This window comes from Rathayibacter sp. AY1A7, assembly GCF_002930845.1.
In the GTDB taxonomy this organism is placed as follows: Bacteria; Actinomycetota; Actinomycetes; order Actinomycetales; family Microbacteriaceae; genus Rathayibacter.
Genome location: NZ_PSTL01000003.1, coordinates 141,590 through 154,344 on the forward strand (window position 1 = coordinate 141,590; position 12,755 = coordinate 154,344).

Genomic DNA, 12,755 nt, shown 5'->3' on the forward strand with positions numbered 1-12,755 from the left:
AGTAGGAGAGATCTCATGTCCCGCTCACTCACCAGGCGGCTCGCCGCCGCAGCCGGCGTCCTCGCGCTGAGCGCTGCGGCGGTCTTCACCGCCGTCGCGCCGGCGTCAGCGGTCACGCTGCCCGGCAACATCGACCCGACCATCAGCCGCACCCTCACCGTGCACAAGCTCGCGCTGGGATCCAACAACGGCCAGGCGATCGGCACCGGCCAGGAGATCACGGTCCCCGGCGATGCGCTGCCCGGAGCCGTGTTCACCGCCGCGCGCGTCCAGGGCGTCGACCTCACCACGCCCGACGGCTGGAACCAGGTCGCGAACCTGACCCCGGGCACCGCGGCGACCCGCGTCACCGCCGCCGACACCTTCACCGCCACCAGCGGCACGGACGGCGAGGCCGTGTTCAACAACGGCGCGAGCATGCCGCTCGGCCTCTACCTCGTGACCGAGACCCAGCTCCCCGCCGGAGCCACCAACGGCGCGGCGCCGTTCCTCGTCACCCTGCCGTTCCCGACGGGCCCGACCGGTGCGCCGGCGAACCAGTGGATCTACGACGTCCACGTCTACCCCAAGAACGCGGTCACGGAGCTCACCAAGACGCGCGTCCCCGCGGCGGCGAACTCGGTCGAGGCGCGCAACCCCGACCTCATCCGCTGGGCCATCGCCTCGGACGTCCCGGTGCTCGCCGCCGGTGACACGCTGGACGCGTTCACCCTCACCGACACGCTCCCCGCCGAGCTGACCTACCTGCCGACCGGACCGGCCGGCGTCGCGCCCACCGGCATCACGGTGACCAGCGCCGCGGGCACCGCGCCCGCACCGGCGTTCATCGCGAACACGGACTACACGCTCGGCTACGACGCCGCGACCCGGAACGTGACGCTGAACTTCTTGCAGTCCGGCCTCACCAAGCTCCAGGGTCTGCAGGGCGGCGTCGTCACCCTCACGGTGCTCACCCGCGCCACCGCCATCCCGGCCAACGGCATCATCACCAACTCGGCGACGAGCGTCGTGAACGGTGCCACGGAGACGGTCACCGGCAGCACCCCGATCGGTCAGCTGACCGTGTACGCCTACCAGAACAACGGCGCCAACCGCGTGCCGCTCGCGGGTGCGGTCTATCAGGTGTTCCTCACCGAGAACGATGCCAACCTCGGCCAGAACCCGGTGTTCATCAACGGCAACCAGAACTGGACGACCGGAGCGAACGGCATCGTCGAGATCCCGATCATCACGCCGGGCAACTACTACGTCCGCGAGCTGACCCCGCCCGCCGGATTCCGCCTGCCCACCCCGGCCCAGGTGCTGACGCAGGTCGTCGCCGGACCGAGCTCGGCCACCGCGCCGATCCAGAACTACGTCGAGTTCCTCCACACCCAGGTGCCGGCGTTCGCCCTGCCCCTCACCGGTGGCGGCGCGCAGTGGTTCACCCTCGGTGGAGGCGCGCTCCTCGCCCTCGCGATCGGTTCGGGCCTGATCGCCTCGCGCCGTCGCACCGCGCTGGCTGCTCAGACCGCGGAGTAACGTCACACCATGACGAAGTCGAATGCGGGGCACCCGTCGGGTGCCCCGCATTCCTCTGTCTCCAGCCCTTTTCCTCCGCGGAGGCAGCTCCACCGCCGGCCGCGCTGGCGGCTCCCGATCGCCCCGCTGGTCATCGCGCTCATCAGCCTCTCGGGGGTGGCGCTGCTGCTGTACCCCGTCGCCGCCAGCTGGCTCAGCGCCGTCGAGCAGGCGCGCGAGATCGACTCCCTCACGCAGGACATCACCGACCTCGGCGCCGAGACCCTCCGGCAGAACCTCGTCGAGGCCCGCGCCTACAACCAGAGCCTCAGCGGAGGCGGCGCGGCCGTCGCCGCGAACGAGCGCCTCCCCCTGGCCGACGACGAGCAGGTCGCCGACCGCGAGCGCTACTCCTCCCTCCTGCGCGGCGACGCCGAGGGGCTGATGGCCCGGATCCGGATCCCCGCCATCGACGTGGACCTGCCGATCTTCCACGGCACGAGCGACGCCGTCCTCGAGCGCGGCGTCGGCCACCTCGAGGGCACCGCCCTGCCGGTCGGCGGCCCCTCCACTCACTCGGTGCTCACCGGCCACCGCGGCCTCGCCTCGGCCGAGCTCTTCACCCACCTCGACGGCGTCGACGTCGGCGACACCTTCACCATCGAGGTCTACGGCGAGGTGGTCACCTACCGCGTGCGCGAGACACTGGTCGTCGAGCCGGAGGACACGCAGAGCCTCCTCGTGCAGCCCGGCCAGGACCTCCTGACCCTCGTCACCTGCACCCCGCTCGGCATCAACACCCACCGCATCCTCGTCACCGGCGAGCGGGTGATCCCGACGCCGCAGTCGGACGTGGACGCAGCGGGGGAGTCGCCCGACGTCGCCGGGTTCCCGTGGTGGGCGATCGCGGCCGGAGGCGCCGTGGTTGCCGCCGGGGTGTACGTGTGGTGGGCGGGGCGGCCGGCGCGCGGCGCGTGGGTGCCGGTGGTGGTCGCCGAGGAGCGGGACAGGGTTCCTGCGGGTCGGTGAGGCGAGGGCGCGGATCTCCGCAGCCCTGCCCCGGACGCCTCGGCGCCGTGCTGTCCCCGTCACCGGGATCGCGGCTGTGCCGGCCTCGTCAGGCGGGGCGCCACTCCTCGAGGAACTCGGCGACCGTCTTCGTCTCGAGGTCGAGCTCGACCTGCCCGAGGAGGTAATGGGGATCGGTGAGGTCGGCCTTCACGCGGATGATCTCGGCGCCGGTGTCGAGGCGGACGACGACGAGGTCGTAGGGCGCGAGGAATCCGCTGCCCAGCGCCATGTCGACGGTGAGGCGGAGCCGCCCGAAGCGCCGCAGCTGCAGCTCGGCGCGGAGGTGCTCGGCGGCGACCTCGGGGGTGTCGGGAGTGGAGTCGGGCATGGGGGAGACGGTACCGAAGCGGGGGGCCAGACTCCTGGTCACCCACGGCATGGCGGAGTCGCGTCGTAAGGCGCCGTGACGCGGTCAGTCCCGCAGGCCGACCGTCACCGCCCGGCTCTCCGGGGCCTCGATCAGGTTCTTCGCCACCGCGGCGGAGAGGTAGGACGTCGCGTCGTGCCGTCGCAGGGTGACGACCGAGGCGACGGCTCGCACCGCCAGGACGATCGGAGCGAAGCTCGGCCCTGAGGTCAACCAGTCTCCGACCGCGACGCCGACCTCGGTCATCGGGATCAGCAGAGTCATCGGATCGAGTCGCCCTGCGTCTCTTCGCCTAGTCGCGGAGTCATTTCTGCCGCCTATGTGGAGGCGGTTCGGCTGGATACGGTCAACGCTCGTGGCTTCGAAAGTAGCGCCCGCCAGCGCCGTTCGCTAGCGACCCGCGAGGCCGGACCCGCCACCATCCCTGTCCAGATCGCGGAGAGCGACGAGACGACTGCGGTCCGGATCGTCCAGCGGACCAGCGAGAATGATCAGTTCCCCGATCTAGCGTCCGCGAACCACACCGCTCCGCGCAGCGCGCCCTCGACGAGCGAGCTTGCGCACAGGCCAAGGCCCCTGCGGAGGCCGAGCTGGCCGCCCGTGGATTCGCGATCCTCGACAGCGAGGTCTACTACGGCTACACCAGCCACACCAGCATCCGCGACCTCCGCATGGAGGACGGCTCCCGCGTGGACGCCGCCGATATCGAGAACGTCGAGGGACGCGCCTCATATGTGCGGGTCGTGTTCACCGGCAAGAGCGCCGATCTCAGCTACTACCTCTCCGACCCGCGAGCTGCGGGCTTCCGCAAGGAGGGCGGCACCACCGCAGGCCCGATGACCGACGAGCAGAAGGCCGAGCGTCGCATCCTCGTCGCCAACAACGAGGGGTGGGGTGCGGCCGAGACGGTGCGCCGCGAGTGGATCGCGTCGTTCCTCTCCCGCAAGACCCTCCCGAAGGACGCGGACCGGGTGATCGCCCTGGGCCTCACCGTGCACCGCTTCTCGGTGTCCTCCGGAATGAGCAGCGGCAACGCTCTCGCGCACACCCTCCTCGGGATCACGCAGCCCTCCGGCTACCACGCCGACGCTCTCGGCGCGCTGGTCGAGGCCAACCCCGCGAAGGCCCGGCTCGTCGCGCTGGCCGTCGTTCTCGGAGGCGAGGAGGCGAACACGAGCAAGGAGTCGTGGCGCCGGGGCGATGAGCGTGCCGCCGCTCACTTTCGCCAGCTCGCCGCGTGGGGCTACGCGCTCTCCCCGGTCGAGCAGGTCATCACCGGCGACCCCACCGCCGCCGACGCGGGCCTCAACTAGCCCGCTCCGCGGGGACCAGCAGCCGCCGTTCCCCGCCCTCCCGCCTCGACTCCTGCAGAGAGGCCCACCATGACCACCACCACGACTCCCGCCGTCGACGTCGACGTGTGGGGACACACCCCAGCGCTGCGCGACGCGCAAACGGCCGTCGATACCGCCACCGCCTCCGGCGACCGGGCCGCGATCGCTGCGGCCGCGCGAGCGCTCATCGTCGCCGCGGCCGCGCACGGCTGGCCCACCGCGACCGCTCTCGTGTTCAAGTACGAGACGACCGGCCCCATCGCCGGAGTCTGGGGACTCTGGCGAGTCCTCGACGCCGACCGGACCGTGCTGCGCTCCTGGGACGACGACCCCGACCCGATGACGGACGAGTCCGAGGAGGAGATGGTCGCCCTCGACCTCATCAGCAACCGCCGCGCGACCCAGGACTACACCGACTTCGGAACCCCCATCGGCTCCACCGTCTTCATGCTCCACACGCTCGCGCTCTGAGCGCGTGTGCGGGCCGACCCGAAACGGGCCGGCGCGCACAAGGGAGAGAACCCCCTCGACCCCCCCCGGCCACGCCGGTGGAACGGCCACCTGCGCTCGAGCGGTGATCAGCGGCGGGGACGCCGCTTGTACGTCTTCCCCGCCCGAATGTTCCGGTTCTCGATCACACCCACGACGGCCAGACCCACGGCCACGGCCAGGATCAGCGCCCAGCCGAGGACGTTGAACCACTCACCGGTGGATGCCGCGTAGGTCTGCTCGCCGGCGAGGCCGAAGAACATCACCGACGCCCCGAACCACACCATGCCGTTCGCAAACAGGGCGGTTCGCGCCAGAGGAGAGCGGTGAGCGGTCATACCGTCAGCGTCCCACGACCGGCCGAGGGCTGTCTTCCCGCCCTCTAAACTCCGGGCATGGTCTCGCCACTCGTCCGCAAGATCGTCAACAAGCACGAGCGCGACATCCGCCTGATGCAACGCACCCTCTTCACCGACGCCGGAGAATGAATCACGTCACAGCCCGGGCTCACCGACGCCCAGCTGCACGAGCTCGCACACGCTCGCGCACGGCAACTCCCACGCCTGCGCGGACGATCCCTGACCAACCGCCGCGCCGAGGTCTCCGTCCTCATGGACCGCGGACCCGCCGCAGAACTCGAACCCGATTCCGGCGCCGACCCGACGCTCTCCCTGGTGAGCGTGTCCGTGAAGGGCCTCAACTTCCTCGTCGGCAACTCCGAGATCCTCGAACCCGACGAGTACACCGCCTGGGCACAGGCCGTGGTGGGGGAGCAGTGGACGACGCGCCTCTACGCGGTCGGCGCGCTGTCGGGCAGCATGTCACTGCCGCCCAAGCCTTCCAGGAACTTCCCCTCGCGCTGGATGCCGATGACGAGATCGTCGATGGGGAGTACGGGCAGCTTGCCGCAGAGGTGCCGCCGGGGCAGAACTACCTGTGGCACACCAGCCGCTACGGCGGCCAAGACCGGTTCGAGTGGCGCAGCCGCTACTGGACCTTTCTTCTGTGCCTAGACCCCAGCAGGCCCTCCTCTACCGTGCAGGCACAACCCGGTCCTTGGGTCGGCCCATTCCACTGGGAAAACGTCAACCTCGAGAATGGGACCGAACGTGCCCGCCGTCTTCGTGTCGGAGAAATGCTTCGCCTAATGTCCTTCCCTGACGAATTCCAGCTTGTCGGCACCCGGGCAGACGCGCAACGCCAGCTTGGCAATGCCGTCCCCGTCGAACTGGGCAAAGCGGTGTCGCGTGCGCTTCTGACGCAAATGGGCTACATTCCTGCTGCTTCTCGTCGGGCTATTTATGCCTAGTGAATTAACGAAGCGGACTCATACAGCCTTCGTACTAAGAATATTGACGCCCGCCAGCGGTGAGTAAACGCCTTTTCATGGCGAAGCAGATATCGCCAGTGTGCTATTAGCGTATAGGTCATCGAGCTCACAAATTACATTGTAGTAATGTATACCTGTTCCAGCCACGTACTCGCGCTCCACATTCAATAAATAGTCACTATCTGCTGACGCCGTGAGCTTTTTTAATGCGAGGATGCGAATCTCGGGTAGGGGACTTCTCAGCAAAGACTTTAACTGTGCGTTTGATGGCATTCGATCGCGTTGCTCAAGCTCAAGTAAAGCGAGACGCGCAAGTCTTTCATCCCGACCGAAGCAATACTCCCTAAGGCGCTTCAGGCTTGCTCTCCGTAATAGCTGAGCAGTAATATTTTCCGGATCCTCGAAGTCGTAGGAGTGCTCGAAAATAAGATCTAGATCCTGGTCATTAGCAAACGGAGCAAGCAATCGAGCGGCCTGACGGCTGAATAGCGAGTCTTGGTCACGAGCAAGTGCTCGTATCCAGTTCAGTAGCTTTGATTGCTGATTGTCCGCAGGCAGAGACGTCAAATATGTCAAAGCAGATAGATCTATGCGTTCCTTGACAAATCTTCGCACACGAGGCTTCCAATTAAGTGTATCCATAGATTCCAGGAACACCTTATACGCATTATCGGTTCTATTCAAAACTCCTAGCGCCTGCGGACGCATGCTGGGATTCCCATGCAAGCGCAATAAACGCCATCTAAAGTTTTCCGGCTCAAACACGCCATCTAAGTCGGTTAGAGTGAAAGCTGCGCTGACCTCAGGATTCTTACGGGCAAGGATAGCTACTACATCGCCATTTCGCTCTCGCTCCTCACTACCCGGCCCTCCGCTGCTAAGTGTTCCGAGCGCAGCGGTGATAGACCTTGTGAAATTGGGACCAACTTCTCGATCTAACAGGATTTCGTCTGAGACTCGCCGCCAACGCGGTTCCAGTGGACGACCGAATAAGCCGAGGATCATCGCATCCGGCACGACGTCACGCTCAGCCAATTCCCGTAGTGCCGATGCGCGCAATGGGTATGAGAGGTAGGAGCGATCCGCCAACTTGGCAAGTTCCGTATCTGATAGTCCCTGCATTGCAGAACCTGCTGAGAAAAGGGACTCAACCAGTGGATCGAGGAGGATGAGAGGGTCGATCTTTAGTAATTCGCCTGCTTGAGGCGCAGGATTTAGCAATTCGACGAGGCATCGACCCACGTCGCCGAGGGCTTCCTCACGGGTTGCTAGCAGCTCGGCCCGTTCGACGTCTCTCTTTTTGCGCACGGACAGCCAATAGAGTACGAGTTCTCCCCTGCTCGCCTCTGCAAGTGAGTTCCAGATGTCCGCTAGATCCGACGCAGTGGTACCAGCTGACCACCGGGGCCAAAAGTTCCTTGGCCGAATATGGAGGCGCCTCATAAGCCGCATAACACCGATCTGCAAATTGGCGTCATCCACTGCTACGAACTCAAGCGCATACTCCTCCAGGGTTTCGGAAATCCACGCAAATCCCGCCACCGACGCAAATGGGATGACGCGTTGTTCCGTATTTGCACTTCGACCCAAATCGCGACAATACTCTTTGAGCCATACAAGAAGTTCCGCCCTGATGAATCTCAGCTCCTGGCGACGCGTGAATAAGCGGTTCGCAAGATGCGTGGGAACTCGGTCGGAGTCTCGCGAAACGGAAAGGCCGAATAGCTCGAAGCGGTCAACATCGAGCTTATTGCCCGTTGGACGACCTGCTAAAGCTTCGGCGAAAGCCGACACGACTTCTGCGAGTTCGGTGGAAATTGGTTCTCGTCCTGCGGGCGGTTCTTCAAGCCCCCTTCCTGCAGGTAAGGCCCCCTGTCCCTCTGGTGCTACGGTCACAGCGGCGAGTCGTGCAAGTTCTTCAGCGATCAGCGACGTAACCAGTCCTTGAAGTTCAGGTGCTGACGTGAAGGAGTTGTAGAAAGCTACATGTTGTTCTTCAATTTCTCGCTTGAAGTTAAGTACCTTTTGTAGCTGTTCGCCTGGGTCCCTGATGCTCTCTGCGTCGACCTCTTTGAAGAAAAGGCCAATTCTTGGTGCTCCAGATTGCTGCCATCTGCGGAGGGCGCGAGAGAATTCCTCGTTGAAGCCAGAATCGAACCCGTTACCAGTGTCTGAACCCCACCGGCGATGCACAATTCCAATGAACACATCCGAGTCGTCTGCGTGAGTATTTATCTGCTCTTGAGGATTGCCTACGTTTCCTATCAAATGTTCGTATCGTCGAACGTTAATATTGATATTCTGTATCCGGCCAATTGATGAGTTCAGTCTCGCTGCTACGGCTTCTACTGCATCTCTTTCCTCTGACACGCCGCCTGGGGATGCAACAAAAATGCTCAATACGCGCATGTCTCGTGGCAACATTTTCTCCTGTGTATTAGGCGTGTCAAAGTTCAACGCGAACCACATGCGTGAATGACGTGACGGGCTGGTCCTGTAGCTCATCATCTTAGGGATGAGATCCACCGGTGATCGGTTCCCACTTCCCGCTAGCTGTCGGCAAGAAGTGAGGGGTGCTCAATGCGTCGGCTTGTGTAGCTAGTGCGGGGTATCGCGTCGGGTATTGTTGCCGTCGGTCGCGTCTTAAGAACCATTAGCTTCCTGGGACTCGCGATCGCCTCACGGGCGAAGCCCGAGCGCTCGTCGGATCTCGGGCGCACGTCTGTCTCGGCAAGGCGTCTCGTGGCGGGACGTCTCGCTTTGGGTTCGCGAGGGGGTTTCTGAGGCGGAGCCGCACCACAGTTGCTTGGCCTCGGGCGCACGTCCGATAGATCGTTGCGCTCGGCTGCACCTCGACGCGCCCGTCGCTGCTGGGATCCAACAGCTGCAAGCTCTGCGTCGTGGGCCCGGGGAGCAAGGTCGTAGTCGAGCGCTCTGGATGAGGATGCGCCTCGAGTGAGCCGAGGGGCAAGTCGGTGCCTTCGCGTGTTGCATCAGCCGATTCAGCCGGATCGTGATCGCTCTACTCCCGCCGCCACCCTGCTGAGGGAGCGCGGGTCACCCGACCGTCCTTTGTGCTGCGTCGGGAGCGTCAGTGTGCCCTTTCGCGAGGGAGGGAGCCCGTCGCGTCGCGCGCCGTCACCCTTCTACTTCCGCCGGTTCAGCACCTTCGTCCCGACCCCCGCGATCGCCGCGCCCACGATCGGCGCGACCAGGAAGACCCACACTTGCCCCAGCGCATCCGGCCCCGCGAACACCGCGGCAGCGATCGACCGAGCCGGGTTCACCGACGTGTTGCTCACCGGGATGCTGATCAGGTGCACGAGGGTCAGCGTGAAGCCGATGGCGAGCGGCGCGACGGCCTTGTACTCGCTCTTGGCGGTGACGGAGAGGATGACGGCGACGAAGACGGCGGTCAGGACGATCTCGGTCAGCATGACTGCACCGAGGCCGAAGCCGCCGGGGGAGGCGGCGCCGTAGCCGTTGGAGGCGAAGCCGGAGTCGCGGGCGGCGGCGAGGTAGCCGGCCGGGCCGTCGGCAGCGACGAGGAAGACCATTCCGGCTCCGATGAGCCCGCCGAGGATCTGGCTGATGATGTAGCCGGGGATGTGCTTCCACTCGGTGCGGCCGGCGATGGCGAGGCCGATGCTGACGGCGGGATTGAAGTGGCCGCCGGAGATGTGGCCGACGGCGTAGATGCCGGCCATCACGGTGAGGCCGAAGGCGAGGGCGACGCCGAGGAAGCCGACTCCGAGCGCGTTGCCGGAGTCGGGGAAGGCGGAGGCGAACACCGCGGTGCCGACGCCGCCGGCGACCAGGAGGAAGGTGCCGAACGCCTCCGACGCGTAGCGCGCTCCGGCCGAGTACTGCTCGGCGTGCTCGGTGCGCTGCTCGCTCGTGGTGCGGCTGGCGGTGTGGGGGCGGGCCATGATCGTTCTCTCTCTCGGGTCGGGGGAGCGCCTGCGGGGTCACCGGGCACCGGGACACTCCAGCACCAGGCGGACGCGCCGGAGCCGGGACGCGGAGGGCTCTCAGATTCCGCCATACGACGGTTCCGTGAGCGGCCTGGAGCCACTCGCTCGGCGGCCATCCCGGGTGCCCCTGCACAGGCGTCCGACACCGTAGCGACCGGCCGACGCGTGCACGTCCCAGCACCGGGGACAGGCGGGAAACAGGCTCCAGGTGGCACGTGCACCGCCTCCTCCACCTCCCTCTTCTCCTCCGCCCGCCTCCCTGCTACGGCGCTCTGAACCGGTTTACAAAACCGGTTCAGACGCGGCGACGAGCGAAGGAGCTCCCATGGCGGGCAGACCGACGATCCTCGACGTCGCGCGCGAGGCCGGCGTGAGCAAGGCGCTCGTCTCGTTCGCGCTCAACGACCGGCCGGGCGTCTCGCCCGACTCCCGCGAGCGGATCCTCCGCGTCGCCGCCGAGCTCGGCTACCGGCCCAGCCTCACCGCCCGCTCCCTCTCCACCAGCGTCTCCTTCGCGGTGGGCCTCGTCGTGGCGCGCGACCCGGCGGTCATCGCGGCGGACCCGTTCTTCCCCTCCTTCATCTCGGGGGTCGAGCGGGTGCTCGCCGAGCGCGGCCGCGTGCTGGTGCTCAGCGTGGTCGATCCGGGCGCCTCCGAGGAGGCCGTCTACCGCACGCTCGCGGCCGACCGCCGCGTCGACGGCGTGTTCCTCACCGACCTCCGGCAGGACGACTCCCGGCCGGCGCTGCTCGCCGAGCTGCAGATCCCGGCCGTCACGCTCGGGCGGCTGGAGGGCTCCTCCTCACCCGCCGTCGTGATGGACGACTCCGCGGGCATCGCCGACGCCGTCCGGCACCTGGCGGAGCTCGGTCACCGCCGCATCGCCCACGTCGCCGGGCCGGACCACCTGCTCCACTCCTCCCGCCGCCGCGAGGCCTTCACGCGGGCCTGCACCGACGTCGGGCTCGAGCCCACCGCGCTCGTCGCCACCGACTTCAGCGCGGAGCAGGGCGCGGCGGCCACGGAGCGGCTCCTCGACAGCCCGACCCCGCCCACCGCGATCGTCTTCGGCAACGACCCCATGGCCATCGCCGGACTCGGCGTCGCGCACGCCCGCGGGCTCCGGCTCCCCGACGACCTCTCGATCACGGGCTTCGACGACTCCGAGATCGCCGCCCACGTCTACCCGTCGCTGACCTCGGCCCGCACGCGCCCCGCGCGCTGGGGCGAGGAGGCCGCCCGCACGCTGCTCGACCTCATCGAGTCCGGCAGCGCCCCCGACGTCGACCTCGAGCCCGCCGGGCTCGTGGTGCGCCACTCGACCGCTCCTCCGCGGCCGTCGACCCACTGAAGACGCGTGCGCACCGTCGCGCACGCCGGACAAGGAGAACACCATGGCCCCCTCGACGACGAGACGCTGGCTGACCGGGATCGCCACCGCCTCCCTCGCGACCCTCGCCCTCACCGCGTGCAGCGGTGGTGGCGGAGCGTCGACCGACCTCACCGCCACCGGCCCGATCACCATCTGGTACTCGAACAACGAGCAGGAGGTGCAGTGGGGCAAGGCGATGGTCGACGCCTGGAACGCGGACCACCCGGACGAGGAGATCACCGGGCAGGAGATCCCCGCGGGCAAGAGCAGCGAGGAGGTCATCGGAGCCGCGATCACGGCCGGCAATGCGCCGTGCCTCGTCTTCAACACGGCCCCCAGCGCGGTCGGCCAGTTCGAACGCCAGGGCGGACTCGTCGACCTCTCGAAATTCGACGGCGGTGCCGACTACATCGAGACCCGCAGCGGCGACCTCGCCGAGCAGTACCAGAACGCCGACGGCGAGTACTTCCAGATGCCGTGGAAGAGCAACCCGGTCGTCATCTTCTACAACAAGGACCTCTTCGCGAGGGCGGGTCTGGACCCCGAGAACCCGTCGCTGTCGACCTACGACGACTTCCTCGCCACCTCGAAGACGCTGGTCGAGTCGGGAGCCGCTCCCGCCGCCATCCAGCCCGCACCGACCAGCGAGTTCTTCCAGACGCAGTTCGACTTCATGCCGCTCTACGCCGCGGCCACCGGAGGGACGAGCCTCGTCGAGGACGGCAAGGCCACCTTCGCCGATGACGAGGGCTACGAGGTCGCCGACTTCTGGAAGAGCCTCTACGACCAGGGCCTCGCCGGCCGCGAGCAGTACCAGGGCGACGCGTTCGCCGACGGCCAGGCCGCGATGTCGATCGTCGGCCCGTGGGCGGTCTCGGTCTACGACGACCTGAACTGGGGCTCCGTCTCGGTGCCCACCCCCGACGGCACGCCCGCCGAGGACACCTGGACCTTCAGCGACGCGAAGAACGTCGGCCTCTACTCCGCCTGCGCCAACAAGGGCACCGCCTGGGAGGTGCTGAAGTTCGCGACCAGCGAGGAGCAGGACCGCTCGCTCCTCGAGACCACCGGCCAGATGCCGCTCCGCACCGACCTGCAGACCACCTACGCCGACTACTTCGAGGCGAACCCGGCCTACCAGCGCTTCGGCGACCAGGCGAGCCGCACCATCGAGGTGCCGCCGGGACCGAACACCGTGCAGATGCTGCAGGCGATCCGCGACGCGTGGGGCAAGACGGTCATCTTCGGCGAGGGCGACGTGAAGACGGCGCTCGACGGAGCGGCCGAGACCGTCACCGGGCTCGCCGGCCAGCAGTGA

At 66.8% G+C, this 12,755-nt stretch carries 12 protein-coding genes; 7 read left to right on the top strand and 5 right to left on the bottom strand.

Annotation, left to right across the window (positions count from 1 at the left end):
- Positions 1–15: 15 nt before the first annotated feature.
- Both C5B95_RS04350 and C5B95_RS04355 read left to right on the top strand, forming a co-directional pair.
- Positions 16–1,521: a SpaH/EbpB family LPXTG-anchored major pilin gene (locus C5B95_RS04350; protein ID WP_104263422.1), complete on the top strand. Its 1,506-nt coding sequence runs from the start codon at positions 16–18 to the stop codon at positions 1,519–1,521.
- A 9-nt stretch (positions 1,522–1,530) separates the two neighbouring features.
- Positions 1,531–2,529: a class C sortase gene (locus tag C5B95_RS04355; RefSeq protein ID WP_104348566.1), complete on the top strand. Its 999-nt coding sequence runs from the start codon at positions 1,531–1,533 to the stop codon at positions 2,527–2,529.
- Positions 2,530–2,617: 88 nt separating this feature from the next.
- On the opposite strand, the gene C5B95_RS04360 is transcribed toward C5B95_RS04355, so the two are convergent.
- Together C5B95_RS04360 and C5B95_RS04365 are read right to left on the bottom strand one after the other, a co-directional pair.
- A complete protein-coding gene (locus C5B95_RS04360) occupies positions 2,618–2,899 on the bottom strand; it encodes a hypothetical protein (protein ID WP_104348567.1) in 282 nt (93 codons plus the stop codon).
- Between the two features lie 84 nt (positions 2,900–2,983).
- Positions 2,984–3,202 (bottom strand): hypothetical protein, encoded by a 219-nt coding sequence (locus C5B95_RS04365; RefSeq protein WP_104323814.1) that lies wholly within the window; start codon positions 3,200–3,202, stop codon positions 2,984–2,986.
- 425 nt (positions 3,203–3,627) lie between these two features.
- Here C5B95_RS04365 and C5B95_RS04370 point away from each other — a divergent pair, with 425 nt between their 5' ends.
- Positions 3,628–4,251 (top strand): hypothetical protein, encoded by a 624-nt coding sequence (locus tag C5B95_RS04370; protein WP_146076486.1) that lies wholly within the window; start codon positions 3,628–3,630, stop codon positions 4,249–4,251.
- A gap of 69 nt (positions 4,252–4,320) precedes the next feature.
- Complete coding sequence (locus tag C5B95_RS04375) at positions 4,321–4,743, top strand: hypothetical protein (protein WP_104348569.1); 423 nt, start codon at positions 4,321–4,323, stop codon at positions 4,741–4,743.
- Between the two features lie 107 nt (positions 4,744–4,850).
- Here C5B95_RS04375 and C5B95_RS17390 read toward each other — a convergent pair whose 3' ends face one another.
- Positions 4,851–5,099, bottom strand: a complete 249-nt coding sequence (locus C5B95_RS17390; RefSeq protein ID WP_181068002.1) for a hypothetical protein — start codon at positions 5,097–5,099, stop codon at positions 4,851–4,853.
- Positions 5,100–5,536: 437 nt separating this feature from the next.
- On the opposite strand from C5B95_RS17390, the gene C5B95_RS17695 reads away from it, so the two are divergent.
- Positions 5,537–6,070: a DNA cytosine methyltransferase gene (locus C5B95_RS17695; RefSeq protein ID WP_219813815.1), complete on the top strand. Its 534-nt coding sequence runs from the start codon at positions 5,537–5,539 to the stop codon at positions 6,068–6,070.
- A 75-nt stretch (positions 6,071–6,145) separates the two neighbouring features.
- Here the strand turns inward: C5B95_RS17695 and C5B95_RS17050 are convergent, their stop codons facing one another.
- Both C5B95_RS17050 and aqpZ read right to left on the bottom strand, forming a co-directional pair.
- Positions 6,146–8,617, bottom strand: a complete 2,472-nt coding sequence (locus C5B95_RS17050; protein ID WP_146076487.1) for a hypothetical protein — start codon at positions 8,615–8,617, stop codon at positions 6,146–6,148.
- Between the two features lie 620 nt (positions 8,618–9,237).
- Positions 9,238–10,020 carry an aquaporin Z gene (gene aqpZ, locus C5B95_RS04390; RefSeq protein ID WP_104348571.1) on the bottom strand — a complete coding sequence of 261 codons (783 nt, stop codon included), beginning with the start codon at positions 10,018–10,020 and terminating at the stop codon, positions 9,238–9,240.
- 370 nt (positions 10,021–10,390) lie between these two features.
- On the opposite strand from aqpZ, the gene C5B95_RS04395 reads away from it, so the two are divergent.
- Positions 10,391–11,416: a LacI family DNA-binding transcriptional regulator gene (locus C5B95_RS04395; RefSeq protein ID WP_104348572.1), complete on the top strand. Its 1,026-nt coding sequence runs from the start codon at positions 10,391–10,393 to the stop codon at positions 11,414–11,416.
- Positions 11,417–11,459: 43 nt separating this feature from the next.
- Positions 11,460–12,755, top strand: coding sequence for an extracellular solute-binding protein (locus tag C5B95_RS04400; RefSeq protein WP_104348573.1), 1,296 nt, complete (start codon positions 11,460–11,462; stop codon positions 12,753–12,755).

Coding starts and splice junctions, on each gene's coding strand:
- C5B95_RS04395 (WP_104348572.1), top strand. CDS start 10,391: ATGGCGGGCAGACCGACGATCCTCGACGTCGCGCGCGAGGCCGGCGTG.
- C5B95_RS04365 (WP_104323814.1), bottom strand. CDS start 3,202: ATGACTCTGCTGATCCCGATGACCGAGGTCGGCGTCGCGGTCGGAGAC.
- aqpZ (WP_104348571.1), bottom strand. CDS start 10,020: ATGGCCCGCCCCCACACCGCCAGCCGCACCACGAGCGAGCAGCGCACC.
- C5B95_RS04355 (WP_104348566.1), top strand. CDS start 1,531: ATGACGAAGTCGAATGCGGGGCACCCGTCGGGTGCCCCGCATTCCTCT.
- C5B95_RS04360 (WP_104348567.1), bottom strand. CDS start 2,899: ATGCCCGACTCCACTCCCGACACCCCCGAGGTCGCCGCCGAGCACCTC.
- C5B95_RS04375 (WP_104348569.1), top strand. CDS start 4,321: ATGACCACCACCACGACTCCCGCCGTCGACGTCGACGTGTGGGGACAC.
- C5B95_RS17390 (WP_181068002.1), bottom strand. CDS start 5,099: ATGACCGCTCACCGCTCTCCTCTGGCGCGAACCGCCCTGTTTGCGAAC.
- C5B95_RS04350 (WP_104263422.1), top strand. CDS start 16: ATGTCCCGCTCACTCACCAGGCGGCTCGCCGCCGCAGCCGGCGTCCTC.
- C5B95_RS04400 (WP_104348573.1), top strand. CDS start 11,460: ATGGCCCCCTCGACGACGAGACGCTGGCTGACCGGGATCGCCACCGCC.